This is a genomic window from Luteibacter rhizovicinus, assembly GCF_004342265.1.
In the GTDB taxonomy this organism is placed as follows: Bacteria; Pseudomonadota; Gammaproteobacteria; order Xanthomonadales; family Rhodanobacteraceae; genus Luteibacter; species Luteibacter rhizovicinus_B.
The window spans coordinates 1-19,294 of the sequence record NZ_SMCS01000007.1 but is presented as its reverse complement, the minus strand read 5'-3'; the positions used below and the strand labels follow the sequence as shown (position 1 = coordinate 19,294).

Below are 19,294 nucleotides of genomic sequence, written 5' to 3'. Positions count from 1 at the left end.
AATGCAACGATCCGCCCGCATGGCGATTGCCGTCGCGATCGTCGTCGCCGTACTGGCAGGACGCCACTATTCCCAGTCGCCGGAGCGTCCGGCCGACGCGGTGGCGACGGCGGTACCGGCAGCGAGGGAACCGGCGAAGCCGCGTACATGGCAGCTCGGCTCGCTGACGCTGCGCCCTTGCGAACTGGAGCAGCCGCACAGCGGCCTCAGTACCGCGGCATGGTGCGCACCGTTCGAGGTGCCGGAAAACCGTGAGGAACCGGGCGGCCGCAAGATCGGTTTGCGACTTGCCGTCATCCGCAGCAGCGCACAGGTTCCGGCTAAGGACATGATCGTCTTCCTCGCGGGCGGTCCGGGGCAGGCGGCGACGGAGAGTTATCCGGCCATCGCGCCGGCCATGGCGCCGCTGCTCGCACACAGGAATGTGCTGCTCGTCGATCAGCGCGGAACGGGTGGTTCGCATCCGCTCAGTTGCCGCGACGATGGCGATACCGGCGCACACGGTGGCCCCGACGACAGCACCGCCTTCGATGTCGGCCGTCTGCGTCGCGAAACCGAAACATGTCTTAAGGAATTGTCGAAGGATGCGGACGTACGTTTCTATACGACTACCGATGCGGTGGCCGATCTGGAAGACGTGCGCAAAGCGCTGGGATCGCCGGCGTTCGATGTGATCGGCGTGTCTTACGGTACGCGAGTCGCCCAGCAGTACGCGCACCGTCACCGCGATGCCGTGCGCACCATGGTGCTCGATGGCGTGGCGCCGAACGAGCTGATCCTTGGCGAGGACTTTGCCGTGAACCTCGATGCGGCACTGAAAGCGCAGTTCGCCCGCTGCGCCGCCGACAAGGCGTGCAGCGAACGCTTTACCGATCCGTACCAGACGCTGTACCAGTTGCGCGACGCGCTGCGCGCCAATCCGCACAAGGTGACCTTCCGCGATCCGCAGAACTATTCGTCGGTTCAGCGGGTGCTGAGCGAACACTCGCTGGCTACCGTCGTGCGCATGTTCGCCTATTCGCCGGAAACGGCTGCGCTGTTACCGCTGTCGATCGATGCCGCCGCTCGCGGCGACGTGGGACCGCTGCTGGGGCAGGCCAAGCTGCTTACCGGCGATCTGGGCGATACGATGGACGGCGGCATGCAGTATTCGGTGATCTGCTCCGAGGACGCGGATCTGCTGAAGCCACGTCCGCAGGATGCCGACACGATTCTCGGCGACACGATGATCGAAGCGTTCCGGGCCGCATGTTCCATCTGGCCGCACGGTCGGCGGCCCGCCGATTTCCATGAGCCGCTGCGAAGCGACGTGCCGACGCTGCTGATGTCGGGCGAGTTCGATCCGGTGACGCCGCCGCGTTATGGCGACCAGGTGGCCAAAGGACTCGCCAATGCAAAGCACGTCGTCCTGAAAGGGCAGGGGCATAACGTGATCGCTCGCGGCTGCATGCCGCGTGTGCTCGACAACTTCGTCGACAAGGCGCAGCCAGCGAGCCTGGACACCTCGTGCCTGGAGCGGATGGGACCGATCCCTGTCTTCGTCGGATTCAACGGAGCGACGCCATGATCGAAGTAAAAGATCTGCACAAGGCATTCGGCGACGTGCGCGCCGTCAACGGCGTCAGCTTCCAGGCTCGCGACGGCGAGATCACCGGCCTTCTCGGACCGAACGGCGCCGGCAAGACCACGACGTTGCGCATGCTCTATACGCTGATGCAGCCCGACAGCGGCCAGGTACTGGTCGACGGCATCGACGCGTCGGTCGATCCGTTAGCGGTGCGTCGCCAGCTTGGCGTGCTTCCCGATGCGCGTGGCCTTTACAAGCGGTTGACCGCCAGCGAGAACATCGACTACTTCGCGCGTCTTCACGGGATGCCCGAGGCATTGCTGGCGACCCGCCGTAAAGCACTGATCGCCGCGCTGGAGATGGACGATATCGCCGACCGGCGTACGGAGGGTTTCTCTCAGGGGCAGCGCGTGAAAACCGCGATTGCCCGCGCACTGGTCCACGATCCGCGCAATGTATTGCTGGACGAGCCGACCAACGGTCTGGACGTCATGGCGACGCGCGCGATGCGCCGCTTCATGCGGCAACTGAAAGACGAGGGGCGTTGCGTGCTGTTCTCAAGCCACATCATGCAAGAGGTTGCGGCGCTGTGCGATCGCATCGTCGTTATAGCGCACGGTCGCGTCGTGGCCGACGAAACGCCCGACGCGCTGCGCGAGCAGACGGGAGAGGCGAACCTCGAAGATGCCTTTGTGAAAATCATCGGTACCGACGAAGGCCTTGCCGCATGAGCCCCGCATTCGTCGTTTTCCTCAAGGAAGTCCGCGAAAATCTGCGCGATCGGCGCACGTTGATCAACGCGCTGATTACCGGGCCGCTACTTGGGCCAGTGATGTTCATCATGCTGATGAACGTGATGGTCAATCGCGAGCTGGCCAAGGCCGACAAGCCCATTGCGGTTCCCGTGATCGGCGCGGAGCTGGCGCCGAATCTGATCGGTGCGCTGAAGTCGGCGGGTATCGACGCATTGCCGGCGCTGCCGGACCCGGAAGCCGCCGTGCACGACCAGCGTACCGATATCGTCATCCGCATCGCACCCGACTACGCCGAAGCCTGGAATAAAGGGCAGGCGGTGCAGGTGGAGTTGATCTACGATTCCTCGCGCCGGGACGCATCGACACCCGTGCAGCGTGTGCGTTCGGTGGTGGAGAGTTACGGTCGGCGCGAAGGCGCGATGCGCCTGATCGCACGTGGGCTGGCACCGATTACCGCATGGCCCGTGCAGGTCGCCGACCGCGATCAGGCGACATCGCAGTCGCGCTCGGCGCTTATGTTCTCGTTCCTGCCGTACTTTTTCGTGCTTACGGTGTTCCTTGGCGGCATGTATCTGGCGATCGACCTCACCGCCGGCGAGCGCGAGCGGCAGTCGCTGGAGCCGCTGTTCGTCAATCCCGTCGCGCGCTGGAAGATACTGGCCGGCAAGCTCGCCGCGATCTGTTCGTTCTCGACGGTGAGCCTGCTGCTCAGTGTCGCGGCGTTCGCTACGGCACCGCTGTTTATCCCCACCGAGAAGCTTGGCATCGCGCTCGATCTCGGGTTCCGCTTCGCCGCGCATGTCGTCCTGTTGATGCTGCCGTTGATCGTGTTGCTGGCCGCGTTGCAGTCGCTGGTGGCGGCGTTCGCGAAGAGCTATCGGGAAGCGCAGACGTATCAGTCGATCCTGATGATTATCCCTGTGCTGCCCAGTGCGCTGCTTTCGGTGATACCGGTGAAGGCCGAGTCGTGGATGTACGCGGTGCCGTTGCTCGGGCAGAACCTTGGCATCGTGCAATTGCTGCGGGGCGATGGGGTGACCGGCGAGCAGGTGATGCTGTGTCTTGCGGGCGGTTTCGCGGCTGCGGCGATTGCGGTGGTGGCGACGGCGTATCTGTATCGGTCGGAGCGGTTGGCGATTTCGGGGTAGGCGATCCGCATACCCTCATTGTCATGGGTTCCCTCACCGTCATTCCGGCGTGCGCCGGAATGACGGTGAGGGGTGTGGAGGCTGGTCGGGTCAGAACTGCATACCCTTATTCCTTCCAGCGCAAATCCACCCCAACCAAGAACGTCCTCCCCGGCGCCGGCTCGTAATACCGGCCATTGCCATCGTTGACGATGACCGAGCCGATCGTGTGCCGGTCGGCGATGTTGTCGACGCGTGCGAAGGTGTTGATACGCCAGTGGTCGCGTTCCGTAACGTAGCCGCCGGACAGTCCGAACACCACATAGCCAGGCGCCGATTCGGTACCCAGGTCGTTGACCGACGTGGCGCCCATGGCGTTGGCATCGATGCCTGCCTGCCAGCCGCGCTCGGCGCCGTAACGAAGCGCGGCGTAGCCATTCGAGCGCGGAACGCCGGGAATGCGCGTTCCCGCGGCCACCGGTGTATCCGGCGCGGCGCAGCCGGCCGATACGCAGGTGAGGAAGGGGCTGCGGAAGGTGGCTTGCAGATGCGTATAGGCAAGCACGAGTTTCAGGTTGCTCGCGAGTGTCGTATCCAGCGAGGCTTCGACGCCTTGCCGCCGCGAGCGAGCGATGTTCTGGTACGTCGTACGACCACCGAGATTGGTGGCGACGGCCAGTTCGTCGCGACTATCGGCGCGGAACAGCGCGATCTCGGCATGCGTGCCATCGCGCGGCTGGAGCTTAAGTCCCACTTCCGCGTTCCGGCTGTGCGACGGGCGCAGGTCGAACGCCAGGCCAGCGCCACGGTCGGCACGATAGCCCAGTTCCGAGAATGTCGGCGTTTCGAAGCCTTTGCCCCAGTTGGCATACAGGTGTGCGATCGGGGCGATGCGATAGAGCACACCGAGTACCGGGCTGGTCGCGCTGTAATCGACGCGGCCGCTATCGTCGGGATTGCCCTTGGCGATGAAGCGATCCTTCGAGCCGAATTTCACCGTGCTATGGCGCACGCCGCCCATCAGCGTCCAGTCGTCCGCCACGCGCCACGTGGCCTGAGCGTACTGGTCGAAGTCGTAGACGCGGTCGATTTCGTCGCGGCGAAGCAGGCCGCGTACGCCCAGCGTGTCGCCTACGAAGTTGTTATAGCCCTGACGATGCTGATTCTGGTTGTCATAGGCAACACCAGCCGCCAGTTCGAACGGCCGGCCGGCGAGCTGATCGCTATACACCCAGCGCGCATCGCCACCGCCGTATTCGTTGCCAAGGTCTACCACGCCGCCGGAATTGCCGGGTTGCGAAAGCTGCGTGGCTTTCGGGATCGACAGATACTGCGTGACGCTGCGTTGCCCGTAATAACCCATGACACGGAAGCTGTTGGCGTCGTTCACCCGCTGCTCGTAGATCAGGCCGGCTTGTTGCTGGTCGACGGATTTGCGCGTGTTGTAGGTATCCGCGACGCTGGCCACCTGACGCGGATTGGCCTGGTACTGCGCGCGCGTCAGGCCGAGCGGATCCTGCGCATCGGGTACGTCGAGGGCATTGAGTACGAGGGTCAGCTTGCGATCGTCGTCGATCTGCCAGCCGAGTTTGGCGTTGCCCGACTCGCGGCGCGCGGCACTGTGGTCGCGGTAGCCACTGGTGCGGAAGTGGCTGACATCGACGTTGTAATCGATGGGGCCTTCCACGCCGCGCGCATTCGCCGAGACGCGGAAGTTGCCGTTGCTTCCGCCGGCGACGCCCAGGCGCACCTCGGGCGGTTCGGTCCCGTCGGCGGTGAACAACTGGATCACGCCACCGGATGCGTTGCCATACAACGCGGAGAACGGCCCACGCAGCACTTCGACGCGGTCGGCCGAATCGAGATTGAAATGCGATACCTGGCCCTGTCCGTCGGGCATGCTCGCCGGTATGCCGTCGGTATACAGGCGCACGCCGCGTATGCCGAACGTGCTGCGCGCGCCGAAACCGCGAATGGATATCTGGGTGTCCTGCGCGTAGTTCTGCCGGTCGCGCGCCACGACACCCGGAATCGACTGGAGCCGTTCGGACAGGTTGACGTCGAGCGTGCCATCCGGCGGCGTCGCCACGACATCGATCGCTGCGGCGACGTCGAAGGGCTCCTGCGCGGTACGCGTCGCGGTAACGACGACGGGCGCGAGGTTCGTGCGTGCCGGCCGGGCGTCCTGGGCGAAAACCGATGCGGCGAAGGCGGCCATGCCGCAGGCGACCAGCGGTCGGACGGGGGAGTGGGACATGCGAAATCCAGTAGCGCTTGAGCTCAATGCGCATAGTGTCGCCGGTCGGGGCGGGTGCGGCCAGTGAAGAGCGCTTCACCATGCTAGCCTTTCGCCCTACCTTCCCTACGCATCGATGCTCATGTACAAGACCGCCCTCGCACTCGCTTGTCTGCTCTCCCTTTCCGCATGCGCCAAGACGGCGTCGACGGATGGCCAGGCCAATGCCGCCGCCGACCAGCCGGCCGCCGCCGTACCGCCGACCACGGCGGGACAGTTGGCGGGTGGCGAGCTCGATCGCGTGCTGGCCGGCAAGTGGCGCTCACCGGAGAACAGCGCGCGCGATGTGTATCGCCATCCGCGCGAGACGCTGCAATTCTTCGGTTTGCGTCCCGACATGACGGTGATCGAGATTGCGCCGGGTGGCGGCTGGTACTCGGAAGTGCTTGCGCCGTTCCTCAAGGAAAACGGTCGCTATATTGCCGCGGTGCAGGCATCGAGCAAGGTGGAAACGTCGCTGAAGGCGAAGTTCGACGGCGATCCGGCGGAGTACTCGAAGGCCGAAATCATCGCTTTCGATCCGAAGTCGCCGACGTTCGGTCCGGCGGGTTCGGCCGATATGGTGCTGACGTTCCGCAACGTGCATAACTGGGTGGAAGCCGATACGGCCAGCGTCATGTTCAAGGGCTTTTTCGCGGCCCTGAAGCCCGGTGGCGTGCTTGGCGTGGTGGATCATCGGTCCGCCGCCGACGCGACGCTGGCCAGCGTCAAGGAGTCGGGTTATCTCCCCATGGATTACGTGATCGGCCTTGCGACCGACGCTGGCTTCAAGTTCGACGACAAGAGCGAGATCAACGCCAATCCGAAGGACACCAAGGATTATCCGAAGGGTGTATGGACCCTGCCGCCAACCTATCAGCTGGGCGACCAGGACAAGGCTAAATATCGCGAAATCGGCGAATCCGATCGCATGACGCTGCGCTTCGTGAAGCCCGCCACGACGCCTTGATCCGTGCTGATCGCATTCAACAAACCCTTCGGCGTACTCTGTCAGTTCAGCGGCGCCGATGGGCGTCGCACGCTGGCTGAATTCGTACGGCAGAAAGACGTCTATCCGGCCGGACGGCTGGATTACGACAGCGAAGGTATGCTGCTTCTCACCGACGATGGTGGACTGGCGCATCGCCTCACGGACCCGAAGCACAAGCAGCCGAAAACCTATGTCGTGCAAGTCGAGGGCATGCCCGATGACGACGCGCTGGAGCGGCTCCGGCGTGGCGTCATGTTGAACGACGGCATGACGCTGCCCGTGGGTGTCGAGGCGTTATCGTCCGAGCCGGACTGGCTGTGGCCGCGCGATCCGCCTGTGCGGTTTCGCAAAACGGTTCCCACGTCGTGGCTGCGCATGACGTTGCGCGAGGGACGTAACCGGCAGGTCCGGCGTATGACGGCGGCGGTAGGATTGCCGACGCTGCGATTGGTGCGCGAAGAGGTTGGGGGCTATGCGCTGGATGGTCTGGCGCCGGGCGAGACGCGTGTACTGGATGCGAAGGTGACACCGAGACGCCCCTGATTTCTGTAAGAGCCCGCTTGCGGGCGAAAGCCAACGGAGTGGCGATGCCATGCGTGACATCCGCAGCCCACAGACCGGGCTCGCGGAGGTAAGCATCCGTCTTCCTCGCCTTGTTGGCTTTCGCCCGCAAGCGGGCTCCTACACGGAGCGGGTGGTTCAGATACCGAAAAATGCCTCCGCCGTGCGCGTCGTTGCCTCGCTCAGCGCCTCGACCGATTCGCCGCGGTCTTTCGCTACCTCGTCGCGGATGTGCGCCAGGTACATGGGCTCGTTCCTGCGATGCTTCGGTTGTGGCCGCACCGTGCGTGGCAGCAGGTAGGGTGCGTCCGTTTCCAGCATCAGCCGGTTCGCCGGAATGTCGCGCACGAATTCGCGCAGATGGTTGCCGCGACGTTCGTCGCAGATCCAGCCGGTGATGCCGATATGGCAGTCCAGTGCGAGGTAGTCGAGCATGGCCTCGCGTGTGTCCGTGAAGCAATGCACTACCGCTGCGGGAAGGCGGTCGCGATAGCGCGCGAGCAACGCGATGAAATCGTCATGCGCATCGCGCTGGTGCAGGAAGACCGGCATGCCGAGGTCGACGGCAATTTGTAATTGCCGCTCGAAGACGGCGCGCTGGACGTCGGGTGGCGAGTAGTTGCGGTGGTAATCCAGTCCCGTTTCGCCGACCGCGCGTACCTCCGGTTCGCTGGCCAGTGTCCGTAGCAGGGCATCGACATCGTCGTCGTAGTCGATGGCGTGGTGCGGATGTATGCCCGCCGTCGCGAACAGGCGTCCTCCCGATGCACGGGCGAGCGTCAGCGCGTGCTCGCTGCCTTCCTTCGATGCGCCCGTAATCACCATTTTGCCAACGCCGTGCGCGGTGGCGCGGGCGAGTACGTCGTCAAAATCGTGACGAAAAGATTCGTGGGTGAGGTTGGCGCCGATGTCGATCAAGTCCATGTTTTCTTTCGCTTTGTAACGATGGTTTGAATGGAATGGAGCATGTTGACCAGGTCTGCATCTGTTTGAAAATACGGGAAATTATCTCTCGTATTGCATTCCATTGGGACCCGTTTCGATGTGTCGAAAATTCATGCGTCAAACGATTGACTCGCAAGTTCGTGCGCTGTTAGGTTCCATGACGACGTCAATTTATTGACGTCGCAAGCAGGGGAACGGGAGCTCCGGGGGGAGCGCTTCCATCGATGACGTCCAGGAAGGATGCAAGGGGTACCGACCGGTCTCCGGTCGCCGCAGCGATGCCACTGAAGGAGTAGTGCGAATGGTAGATCGTCTTTATCCGGGGAAGTGCCGTTCCTTCCTCATGCCGGGCATGTCCTTGCCCGTCGCGGGCGCGTCCGATTGCGCCAGGCCATGTCGGGCTACGCGCCCACCCGGTCTACATCCGATGGCGGATACCCGCTGTCGCCGCTAGCTGAGACCGTAAGAAAGAGCGAGGTCCGCACGGTTTTACGACCAGTGCAGCCACCCGCTCCGGAATCAGGGCACTCGTAATTCGGCAACGCCACGAGTTTTCGTCGGTGAAGGGGGGCCTTCGCCGGCCGGCGCGCAGGGAGGGGTCCCGGCGCCACATCATGGGAGAAAGCTTCATGACTTCACGATCACTGGCACAGGCCGCAGGCCTCGTGCTGACGGGCATCTTCACCGTAGCTGGCAGTGCATACGCGGCCGATACGCCGCAGGCCGCCCAGCAAACAGTCACCTTGCAGGGCGTCCAGGTGGCCATCGATCCGGCAACGGGCCGTTTGCGTGAGCCGACCGCCGCCGAGCGTGCGGCACTTTCTCAGGCCATCGGCGCCAAGGCATTGCAGCAAAGTGCCTTCGTCGGTCAGCCGCTCAACGAAGTCGAGGCGCGTTCCACCTTCAAGAAGGTTCAGTTCCGCAACGGTGCGACGGCTACGTCGGTGAAAGTGCCGGCGAGCCTGATGAGCAGTGTCGTGGCCGAGCGTTTGCCGGACGGCAGCCTCGCCATCCATCACGACGACGGCCAGACGCCGTCGAGCTCGAAGGCACCGGAGGTGACGCGATGATCCGCCGTACGCTGCTGTTTACCGCGCTTGCCGCGGTAGGAATGTTCGGCACCATCGCTACCGCGTCGGCTGCCGAAATCAAGATCGTCAACCAGGACACCGGCACAGGCAAGGGTCTCGACGATCCGACTCCCGCGGTGCCGGTAGGCGGCAATCCGGGGACGACGCGCGGCAAGCAGGCGTTGATCGTTTATCAGTTCGCCGCCGATATCTGGGGTGCCGTCCTGCAAAGCGACGTGCCGATCATCAACAACGCGACGTTCAAAAAGCTGTCCTGCGACGCGACCTCGGGTGTGCTCGGTTCGTCGGGCACGGTCAGCATCTTCACCTTCGACGCGGCCAATCTGCCGGCAGGCGCGGTGGCCAATACCTGGTATCACTCCGCTCTGACCGACGCACTCGCGCACGAAGACGGCGCGCCCGGCACCGCCGATATCCAGAGCCAGTTCAACGGCGCTCTTGGTACGCCGGGTTGTCTCGAGGGTTCGTCGTGGTACTTCGGTCTCGACGGCAAGACGCCCGCGGGCTCGATCAACTTCCTCAATGTCGTGCTCCACGAAATGGCGCATGGCCTGGGCTTCTCCGGCTTCGGCAGCCTGACGACGGGTCAGGGTTATCCGGACAGCAACGGCGTTCCGCATCCGGATATCTATTCGACCTTCGTTTACTCCGACACGCAGCAGAAGAAGTGGTACGACCTGACCGATGCGCAGCGCGTTACCGCCGCGCTGGACGACGGCAAACTCGTATTCAGCGGCGCGACGGTAAAAGCCGAAGCACCGCTGGCACTGACCACGCCCCAGGTGTTCCGCGTTTCCGCACCGGCTGGCGCCGCGGGCGATTACGGCTTCTCGCAGGCGGCTTTCGGGCCGACCGCGACGTCGTCGAATCTCACCGGTAGCGTCGTCAGGGCGCAGAGCGGCGCCGATTCGCTCGGTTGCGTCGCGCTTACCAATGCGGCCGACGTGGCGGGCAAGATCGCCATTATCGATCGCGGTACCTGCGACTTCACGGTGAAGACGCTCAACGCACAGTCCGCTGGCGCCAGCGGCGTAATCATCGCGAACAACCAGGCGGGTGCCATCACCCCGGGCGGAACGCCCGCATCGCCGGTGACCATTCCGGTCATCGCGGTAAGCCAGGTGGACGGCAATACGCTGAAGGCGAACCTGACCGGTCTGACCGGCGCGGTTGCACTGGGTTCCGGTCTTGCCGGCGCCGATGCGGCCGGCAACGTGCTGATCTATGCCCCGACCGTACTCGCACAGGGTTCGTCGTTCTCGCATTACGACACGCGTCTGACGCCGAACGCGATCATGGAATACGCGATCAGCCAGAATCTCGAAGGCCAGGTCGACGTCGACCTGACACCGGCACTGTTCAAGGACATCGGCTGGAGCCTCAACACCACGACGCAGAAGTTGCTTACCTGCGACACGGGTATTCCGACCCTGGTGCCGGGTGGCGTGATCGTCGGTGCCAATGTGATCTCGAACGCGAAGGTGCTCGCGGGTGCCGCGGCCTCCGTGGGCGACTACCGCACGGCTATCGCCAGCTATGCCTCGCAGCTTGCGGCCGATGGTCTCATCACCGCGGCACAGGCCACCAGCCTCAACGCTTGCCTTTCCAGCGCCGAAACGCAGAAGCAGTTCGATGCGTGGGGCTCCGGTGGCAGCAATCCGGGTACGCCCGCGATCGTGCTTGCCAACGGCGTAGCGCTCGGCGGCCAGAACGGTGCGGCGGGTAGTTCGGTGCTCTACAAGATCACCGTTCCGGCGGGTGCGAAGAACCTTTCGTTCCGCACATTCGGCGGTTCGACCGGCGACGTGACCCTGTACGTCAAGGCGGATGCCGAGCCGACCACGACCGCTTACGACTTCGTGTCGCAGCGGCCGGGCAATACCGAAGCGGTGACGATCGCCGCGCCGAGGGCGGCAGCCACGTATTACCTGAAGGTAAGCGCGGGAACGAAGGCGTTCTCGGGTGTCTCCGTGTACGCGGGTTATACGCAGTAACTGGCTGAAAGAAGAAGTCCCGGTTCGCCGGGACTTCTTTCAAGGGGCCCGCGCAGCGCGGGCAGGGGAAGACAGATATCGACGTATGGACGGCCGAACGGGTCAATACCCGGCGGCCGCGTGAATTCCGGTACGCCGCGTATGGGCGACGTACGTACAGCACGCAGTCCGGTGGCGCCTCAGGCGCCGTCACTCATTCGCTCAGACGCGGTTTCCGTGGGAGGAAAGTCTGTGAACACCATTTACAGCAAGGTTTGGAACAAGTCGCTCGGCATGCTGGTCGTTGCCTCGGAGCTAGCTCGCGCGAACGGCAAGGGCGGGAGTGCCCGGCGCGTTCGTGCATCGATGATGGTGCTGCCGCTGGCAGCCGGCGCACTGCTGGCGCTGGGCAGCGTACCCGCACAGGCGGGCACGATCTGCGCGGGCGATTTTTCCGGCCTGGCGCCCGTGGCGAAGGGCGATTCGGCATTTGCGTGCGGTGTATCGGCGCGAGCCTCCGGCGCGTACAGCACGGCCGTGGGGACCATGAGCCGCTCGACGGGTAGCGCGAGCGCGGCATTCGGTCAGGACGCGGCGGCGACGAAGGACTATGCGACTGCCGTGGGTCAGAGCAGTCGCGCGACGGGCCTGCAGGCGACGGCGCTGGGTCAGGACGCCGTGGCAAGCCAGACATCGGCAATCGCGATCGGTCAGGGCAGCCGCGCGAGCGGTGTTCAGAGCAGCGCATTGGGTACCGGCGCACGCGCGACCGGCGCGACGTCGACGGCGGTTGGCGACAGCAGCCGCGCGACCGGCAATGCCAGTACGGCCGTGGGTCAGGGCAGTCGTGCGACGGGCGACGACAGCACGGCCCTCGGGCAGAACGCCAAAGCGACGGCGGATAACGCCGTAGCGATCGGCGCGGGCTCCGTGGCGAATCGGGCGGACAGCGTTTCCGTCGGCAAGGCGGGCGCGGAACGGCAGATCACGAACGTTGCTGCCGGTACGACCGCTACCGATGCGGTGAACAAGGCGCAGCTCGACAAGCTGGCTGGCAGCGTTGCCGATGCCAGTCATTACTTCAAAGCCAATGGCCTGGGCGACGGCAGCGACAACGCGCAGGCCGATGGCAACCTGGCCACCGCGGCGGGATCGAGCGCGTTCGCGCATGGCACCGGTGCGACGGCGTACGGCAGTGGCGCGACGGCATTCGGCAATCAATCGACGGCCTCCGGTTTCAACAGCACGGCGCAAGGCGTGCAGAGTTCGGCGTATGGCGCGGGTGCGAGTGCGTCGGCGAATGGCGCGACGGCCATCGGCGGCCAGGCGGTGGACGCGAATGGCAAACCACTGATTACGTATAACGCGACGGGCGAAGCGGTCGGTCCGGCCAGCGCATCCGGCCTGTCTTCGACGGCGGTGGGCGCAAGTGCGCAGGCGGCAGGGCAGTTCGGTACGGCGCTCGGTACGGCAGCCTTTGCCGCTGGCGAGCAGTCGACGGCGGCGGGTTTCCTCGCCGAGGCCTCTGGCGCGGGTGCGACCGCGACGGGTAGCCAGGCTTATGCGGCGGGCGATCTGTCGCTGGCATCGGGTTATCAGGCAGCGGCGTACAGCGCGGGTGCGGTCGCCATCGGCGGCGGTGCGAGCGCGGCGGGTGCGAACAGCATCGCCATCGGCAATCTTGCCGAAACGGGCTTCAGTTTGTTCGGTCTGGAAAGCGCGAACGCGGTCGCGGTCGGTGCGGGCAGTTGGGTACTGGGTGATAACAGTACGTCGATCGGTGCGAACGCATGGACGATTGCCAATAACTCGGTCGCGATCGGTGCGGATTCGTACAACACCCGTGACAACACGGTGTCGGTTGGCGATGTCGGGAAAGAGCGGCAGATTACGAATGTCGCGGCCGGTACGGAAGGTACCGATGCGGTGAACAAGACCCAGCTCGATGCGGTGTCGGGCAGCGTTGCCGACGCCAGCCATTACTTCAAGGCCAATGGCCTGAGCGATGGCAGCGACGATGCGCAGGCGTTGGGTCAGTATGCAACGGCGGTGGGTTCGGCAGCATTTGCGGCGGCGCAGGGTGCGACAGCGCTCGGCAGCGGCGCGATTGCGCTGGGCGTGAATTCCACGGCGACGGGTACCAACAGTGTCGCGGACGGCATCAACAGCTCGGCGTATGGCGCGAGCGCGCAGGCGCATGGTCCGGGCAGTGTCGCGGTCGGTAGCGTCGCGGTCGACGAGAACGGTAATCCGCTGATCACCAGTGGCGGTGTGCCGGTGGAAACCGGTGCGACGAGTGCGGGTGTCGGCGGTACGGCGGTCGGTGCGAGTGCGCAGGCGGAAGGTTTCGCGGCGTCGTCGTTCGGTGTGGGTGCGAACGCGGCGGGCAGTCAGTCGCTGGCGCTGGGTGCGGTCGCCAATGCGACGGGCAGCCTGTCGACGGCCGTCGGTACGCAAAGCACGGCGGCCGGTGCGAGCAGCGTCGCGGTGGGCGAGAGTGCGCAGGCGACCGGCGATGAAAGCGTGGCCGTCGGCGGCTCGACCTTCTTCGGCTTTATTCCCGCGCAAGCGACGGGGCTGGGTGCATCGGCCTTCGGTGCCGGTGCCTGGGCGACGGCGGACTATGCGACGGGTCTCGGCTGGAACAGTTACGCCAAAGGTGTGAACAGTACGGCGGTGGGTGCGTCGGCGTTTGCGCTGGCGGATAACAGTACGGCGCTTGGCGCGAACTCCACCGCCAATGCCGTCGACTCGGTCGCCATCGGTGCGAATTCGGTCAACAACCGGGCGAACACGGTATCGGTTGGCGATGCCGGCAGCGAGCGGCAGATCACGAATGTCGCGGCCGGTACGGAAGGCACCGATGCCGTGAACAAAAATCAGCTCGACGCGGTGTCGAGTAGCGTCGCGGACGCCAGCCATTACTTCAAGGCCAACGGTCTGAGCGATGGGACCGACAATGCGCAGGCCGATGGCGATCTCGCAACGGCGGCGGGCTCAAGTGCATTCGCGCATGGCACCGGTGCGACGGCGTACGGCAGCGGCGCAACGGCATTAGGCAATCAGTCCACGGCCACCGGCTTCAACAGCACGGCGCAAGGTGTGCAGAGTTCGGCATATGGCGCGGGTGCCAGTGCATCGGCGAACGGTGCGACGGCCATCGGCGGTCAGGCAGTCGATGAAAACGGCAAGCCACTGATTACGTACAGCTCGACGGGTGAGGCGGTCGGTCCCGCCAATGCGTCCGGGCTGTCGTCGACGGCGGTCGGCGCAAGCGCGCAGGCGGCGGGAAAGTTCGGCACGGCGCTTGGCACGGCGGCATTCGCCGCTGGCGAGCAGTCGACATCGGCCGGTTATCTTTCCGAGGCATCCGGCGCGGGCGCGACGGCACTTGGCGGTCAGTCCTACGCGGCCGGCGCTGTGTCGCTTGCCGCGGGCTATCGGTCGGCGGCGTATAGCGGCGGAGCGGTGGCGCTGGGTACGGGTTCGAGTGCTTCGGGTACCAATAGCGTCGCTATCGGCAATGGTGCGGAAACGGGTTTCGCCGGACTCGGTATCGAGAGTGCGAACTCGGTGGCGCTTGGCTCGGGAGCCTGGGCGTTCGGCGACAACAGCACGGCACTGGGTGCGGGTTCGCTGGTGGCATCGAATAACGCCGTCGCGATCGGCGCGAATTCGTTTACCAGTCGCGACAACACGGTATCGGTCGGCGATGTGGGTAACGAGCGGCAGGTCACGAATGTCGCGGCCGGTACGGAAGGTACCGACGCGGTGAACAAGACCCAGCTCGACGCGGTATCGGGCAGCGTTGCCGACGCCAGCCATTACTTCAAGGCCAACGGTCTGGGCGATGGCAGCGACGATGCGCAGGCGTTGGGTCAGTACGCAACGGCGGTGGGTTCGGCGGCGTTCGCGGCGGCGCAGGGTGCGACAGCGCTCGGTAGCGGCGCGGTTGCGCTGGGCGTGAATGCCACGGCGACGGGTACCAACAGTGTCGCGGACGGGATCAATAGTTCGGCCTACGGTGCGAGTGCGCAGGCGCATGGTCCGGGCAGTGTCGCGGTCGGTAGCGTCGCGGTCGACGAGAACGGTAATCCGCTGATCACCAGTGGCGGTGTGCCGGTGGAAACCGGTGCGACGAGTGCGGGTGTTGGCGGTACGGCGGTCGGCGCGAGTGCGCAGGCGGAAGGTTTCGCGGCGTCGTCGTTCGGTGTGGGTGCGAACGCGGCGGGCAGTCAGTCGCTGGCGCTGGGTGCGGTCGCGAACGCGACAGGCAGCCTGTCGACGGCCGTCGGTACGCAAAGCACGGCGGCCGGCGCGAGCAGCGTCGCGGTGGGCGAGAGTGCACAAGCGACCGGCGATGAAAGCGTGGCCGTCGGCGGCTCGACCTTCTTCGGCTTTATTCCCGCGCAAGCGACGGGGCTGGGTGCATCGGCCTTCGGTGCCGGTGCCTGGGCGACGGCGGACTATGCGACGGGTCTCGGCTGGAATAGCTATGCCAGAGGTGTGAACAGCACGGCGGTCGGTGCGGCGTCATATGCCAAGGCGGATAACAGCACGGCGCTTGGCGCGAATGCGACGGCCAGTGCCGTCGACTCGGTCGCCCTTGGTGCGAACTCGGTCAACAACCGGGCGAACACGGTATCGGTTGGCGATGTCGGCAGCGAGCGGCAGATCACGAATGTCGCGGCCGGTACGGAAGCGACCGACGCGGTGAACAAGGGGCAGCTCGATGCGGTGTCGGGCAGCGTTGCGGACGCGAGCCATTACTTCAAGGCCAACGGTCTGAGCGATGGCACCGACGATGCGCAGGCGTTGGGTCAGTACGCAACGGCGGTGGGTTCGGCGGCGTTCGCGGCGGCGCAGGGTGCGACGGCACTGGGCAGCGGCGCGATTGCGCTGGGCGTGAATTCCACGGCGACGGGTACCAACAGTGTCGCGGACGGCATCAACAGCTCGGCGTATGGCGCGAGCGCGCAGGCGCACGGCCCGGGCAGTGTCGCGGTCGGTAGCGTGGCGGTTGACGAGAAGGGCAATCCGCTGATCACCAGCGGCGGCGTGCCGGTGGAAACCGGGGCGACAAGTGCGGGTGTCGGCGGTACGGCGGTCGGCGCGAGTGCGCAGGCGGAAGGTTTCGCGGCGTCGTCGTTCGGTGTGGGTGCGAACGCGGCGGGTGGTCAGTCGCTGGCGCTGGGTGCGGTAGCCAACGCGACTGGCGATTTCTCGACGGCGGTCGGCACGCAGAGTACCGCGGCCGGTGCGAGCAGCGTCGCGGTGGGTGAAAGCGCGCAGGCGACGGGCGTGGAAAGCATTGCGATCGGTGGGTCGTCCTTCGGGCTCTTCCCGGCCATGGCCAGCGGAGCCGGTGCGGTGGCACTGGGCGCGGGTTCGTGGGCTACGGGTGAGTACGCTTCGGCGATCGGCTGGAACAGTACCGCTCGCGGTGCCTCCAGCGTGGCCTTCGGCGAAACGGCGTCGGCAAGCGATCTCGGCGCCAGTGCTATCGGCGCGCAGTCGAGCGCGGGTGGCGTCCAGTCGACGGCGGTCGGCGCGGGTGCGGCGACGGACGGCGATTTCGCGACCGCCATCGGCAGCGGCAGCTATGCGGCTACCGCGAATGCAACCGCGGTCGGCGGCCTCGCCGTGGCATCGGGCGCGAACAGCACGTCCCTCGGATACCAGGCGGCGGCGAATGCGGCCAACTCGGTGGCGTTGGGTGCGAACTCAGTGACCACGCGAGCCAATACGGTGTCGGTCGGCGACGTCGGCAAGGAACGCCAGGTGACCAATGTCGCCGCCGGTACCACGGGTACCGACGCGGTGAACGTCGATCAGTTGAACCATCTTGCGGACCATGTCGGCGCCGCCAGCCGCTACGTCGCCGCGACCGGCGACGGTAACGACGATGCGGAGGTCAAGGGCAAGTACGCGACGGCGGTCGGCTCATCGTCCTTCGGTCTCGGAGATGGCACGACGGCCCTGGGTAGCGGTGCGACGGCGGCGGCGAAGAATGCGACTGCCAGCGGTTTCAACGCGGCGGCGTTGGGAGCGAGTTCGACCGCTACCGGTGCGAAAGCGCAGGCGACGAAGGAATACGGTACGGCAAACGGTGCCGAGAGCCTGGCCAGCGGCGAGCAGTCGACCGCGGTCGGCGCGGTAAGCGTGGCGAGTGGCGACGGCGCGCTGGCGACGGGTGCATTGAGCGAAGCATCGGGTGTCGAGGCAACGGCGAGCGGCTACTACGCCACCGCGTCGGGAGAAAGTGCGACGGCTACCGGTGCGGAGAGTCTGGCCAGCGGAAAGGAATCGGTTGCCAACGGCTATCTGGCTGCCGCTTCCGCGAATCACACGGTGGCGATCGGCGGCCATTCCACGGCGTCGGCGGCAAACAGTACCGCGATCGGATATAGCGCTACCGCGAACGGGGCCAATTCCGTGGCGCTCGGCGCCAACTCGACCGCCAATCGTGCGAATACGGTCTCCGTAGGCAGCACCGGCAACGAGCGGCAGATTACGAACGTGGCGGCCGGTACGCGTGCGACCGATGCCGTGAACGTGAAGCAGCTGGGCGAGGCGGTATCCGCCATGGATGCCGTTGCCGCCGGTGCGGCGAGCTATGGCGACGCGGTGGCCCAGGCTCTGGGCGGCGGCGCGACCATGGGGGCGACGGGTTTCATCGGGCCGGTTTATCGGGCCCAGGGATCGTCGTATCACAGCATTGGCGACGCGCTGGGTGCACTGGACGGCGCGTTGACCAGCCTGAACGGTCGCGTGAACTCGCTCGAAAGTGGCAGGTCCGGTGGTGGTGGCGGCGGAATCATCACGCCTCGTGTCGAAGCCGAAGTCGCACCGCCCGCGGTGGCGGCACCCGCTGCCGTGACGCCCGCAGCCATTGCCGAAGGCACCGGCAACGGCATCGCGATCGGTACCGGTAGCCATGCCAAGGATCCGGGCGATCTCGCTATCGGCAACAACGCCACGATCGGCGCGGATAACAGCACCGCCATAGGCACGAATGCGACCGTCACAGCTAATGCGACGAACGCCGTCGCGCTCGGTGCGGGCTCGGTCGCGGATCAGGCAAACACCGTGTCCGTGGGCACGTCCACGGCGCAGCGTCGTGTGGTCAACGTCGCGGCGGGCACGGCGCCTACCGATGCCGCCAATGTGGGGCAGGTCGATCAGGCGCTGACGACGGCGAAGCAGTACGCGGACAACGGCGATGTGCAGACGCTCAATAGTGCCAAGGCATATACCGATCAGAAGGTCGGCTCGATGGTCAGCGGTTCGTCGTTCGACCAGTTCAAGCGCGATACGGATAACCGGTTCACGCGTCTGGACGACAAGCTGAACAAGGTGGGGGCGATGGGTGCGGCGATGTCGCAGATGGCATTCAGTACCCAGGGCATTAATACGGATAATCGTATCGGCGTGGGCGTGGGCGGTTATCGGGGCCAGGCGGCGTTGTCCGTTGGGTACTCGCGTTCCCTTGCTCCCAACGCCAACGTCACCTTCGGTGCCGCCGTCAGTGGAAGTGAGAGTTCCGGTGGCGTGGGTGTAGGTATCGGCTGGTAAACAGGCCGGAATTCCGCTGGGGAATTTCGGGAAATCACGCAGGGCCGGCGCTGTGCGCCGGCCCTCGTTGTTTGAGTTGCGTCGCATTACCCGGAACGGTGGTCGCCGAGCGTGCCCGGTATGTGATAACAATGTGGGCCCGTACGTACAGGATTGTGCGGACGCAACCCCAACGATCGCACTGGATCTGGAGAACGCATGTCGGCGACGACCGCGCATAAGGACATGCTGACTGGCGAACCGGGCGAGGTCGAGATCTGCGCCTATCTGGTAGCGCGTGGCCGTCTTAAAGACAGCGACCTGACCCGCGCCCGCCGTCTGCACGACGAATCGCCCGAAGGCACGTTGACCGCGCTGATGGCGCGGTTGGGTCTGGTCTCGGAGCGGGACCTGGCCGATGCCTGGTCCGAGCTGCTGGCTTTGCCGCTGCTGGC

At 65.3% G+C, this 19,294-nt stretch carries 10 protein-coding genes and 1 pseudogene; 9 read left to right on the top strand and 2 right to left on the bottom strand.

The window, feature by feature from the left end; genetic code table 11:
* Position 1: 1 nt before the first annotated feature.
* Genes EC912_RS15685 through EC912_RS15675 form a run of 3 tightly spaced genes read left to right on the top strand, consistent with a single transcriptional unit; the run spans position 2 to position 3,470 of the window.
* Entirely contained in the window at positions 2-1,567 is a 1,566-nt protein-coding gene (locus tag EC912_RS15685) for an alpha/beta hydrolase (RefSeq protein ID WP_243649311.1), read from the top strand.
* Positions 1,564-2,298, top strand: a complete 735-nt coding sequence (locus EC912_RS15680; RefSeq protein ID WP_132145795.1) for an ATP-binding cassette domain-containing protein — start codon at positions 1,564-1,566, stop codon at positions 2,296-2,298. The genes EC912_RS15685 and EC912_RS15680 overlap by 4 nt, the downstream gene beginning before the upstream one ends.
* A complete protein-coding gene (locus tag EC912_RS15675) occupies positions 2,295-3,470 on the top strand; it encodes an ABC transporter permease (RefSeq protein ID WP_132145793.1) in 1,176 nt (391 codons plus the stop codon). Before EC912_RS15680 ends, EC912_RS15675 begins: the two co-directional genes overlap by 4 nt.
* 106 nt (positions 3,471-3,576) lie before the next feature.
* Here EC912_RS15675 and EC912_RS15670 read toward each other — a convergent pair whose 3' ends face one another.
* A complete protein-coding gene (locus EC912_RS15670) occupies positions 3,577-5,706 on the bottom strand; it encodes a TonB-dependent receptor family protein (protein ID WP_132145791.1) in 2,130 nt (709 codons plus the stop codon).
* 121 nt (positions 5,707-5,827) lie between these two features.
* Between EC912_RS15670 and EC912_RS15665 the strand changes: the two genes are divergently transcribed.
* Both EC912_RS15665 and EC912_RS15660 read left to right on the top strand, forming a co-directional pair.
* Complete coding sequence (locus EC912_RS15665; RefSeq protein WP_132145789.1) at positions 5,828-6,694, top strand: class I SAM-dependent methyltransferase; 867 nt, start codon at positions 5,828-5,830, stop codon at positions 6,692-6,694.
* Positions 6,695-6,697: 3 nt separating this feature from the next.
* Entirely contained in the window at positions 6,698-7,258 is a 561-nt protein-coding gene (locus EC912_RS15660) for a pseudouridine synthase (protein ID WP_132145787.1), read from the top strand.
* Positions 7,259-7,414: 156 nt separating this feature from the next.
* Here EC912_RS15660 and EC912_RS15655 read toward each other — a convergent pair whose 3' ends face one another.
* The gene (locus tag EC912_RS15655; protein ID WP_132145785.1) at positions 7,415-8,200 is read right to left on the bottom strand and encodes a TatD family hydrolase; all 786 of its coding nucleotides are present in this window, start codon (positions 8,198-8,200) and stop codon (positions 7,415-7,417) included.
* Positions 8,201-8,850: 650 nt separating this feature from the next.
* Between EC912_RS15655 and EC912_RS15650 the strand changes: the two genes are divergently transcribed.
* The 4 genes and pseudogenes from EC912_RS15650 to EC912_RS15635 form a co-directional block, all read left to right on the top strand.
* Complete coding sequence (locus EC912_RS15650) at positions 8,851-9,291, top strand: post-PEP-CTERM-1 domain-containing protein (protein ID WP_132145783.1); 441 nt, start codon at positions 8,851-8,853, stop codon at positions 9,289-9,291.
* On the top strand, positions 9,288-11,306 hold the full coding sequence (locus EC912_RS15645; RefSeq protein ID WP_132145781.1) for a PA domain-containing protein: 2,019 nt from the start codon (positions 9,288-9,290) through the stop codon (positions 11,304-11,306). Before EC912_RS15650 ends, EC912_RS15645 begins: the two co-directional genes overlap by 4 nt.
* A gap of 231 nt (positions 11,307-11,537) precedes the next feature.
* On the top strand, positions 11,538-18,860 hold the full coding sequence (locus tag EC912_RS15640) for an ESPR-type extended signal peptide-containing protein (RefSeq protein ID WP_165973632.1): 7,323 nt from the start codon (positions 11,538-11,540) through the stop codon (positions 18,858-18,860).
* A 198-nt stretch (positions 18,861-19,058) separates the two neighbouring features.
* Positions 19,059-19,294 (top strand): annotated as a pseudogene (locus EC912_RS15635) (type II secretion system protein GspE); the annotation flags it as partial.

Bases quoted from the DNA above. Each gene is read 5' to 3' on its own strand.
- EC912_RS15675 (WP_132145793.1), top strand. From the start codon at position 2,295: ATGAGCCCCGCATTCGTCGTTTTCCTCAAGGAAGTCCGCGAAAATCTG.
- EC912_RS15650 (WP_132145783.1), top strand. From the start codon at position 8,851: ATGACTTCACGATCACTGGCACAGGCCGCAGGCCTCGTGCTGACGGGC.
- EC912_RS15665 (WP_132145789.1), top strand. From the start codon at position 5,828: ATGTACAAGACCGCCCTCGCACTCGCTTGTCTGCTCTCCCTTTCCGCA.
- EC912_RS15685 (WP_243649311.1), top strand. From the start codon at position 2: ATGCAACGATCCGCCCGCATGGCGATTGCCGTCGCGATCGTCGTCGCC.
- EC912_RS15680 (WP_132145795.1), top strand. From the start codon at position 1,564: ATGATCGAAGTAAAAGATCTGCACAAGGCATTCGGCGACGTGCGCGCC.
- EC912_RS15670 (WP_132145791.1), bottom strand. From the start codon at position 5,706: ATGTCCCACTCCCCCGTCCGACCGCTGGTCGCCTGCGGCATGGCCGCC.
- EC912_RS15655 (WP_132145785.1), bottom strand. From the start codon at position 8,200: ATGGACTTGATCGACATCGGCGCCAACCTCACCCACGAATCTTTTCGT.
- EC912_RS15645 (WP_132145781.1), top strand. From the start codon at position 9,288: ATGATCCGCCGTACGCTGCTGTTTACCGCGCTTGCCGCGGTAGGAATG.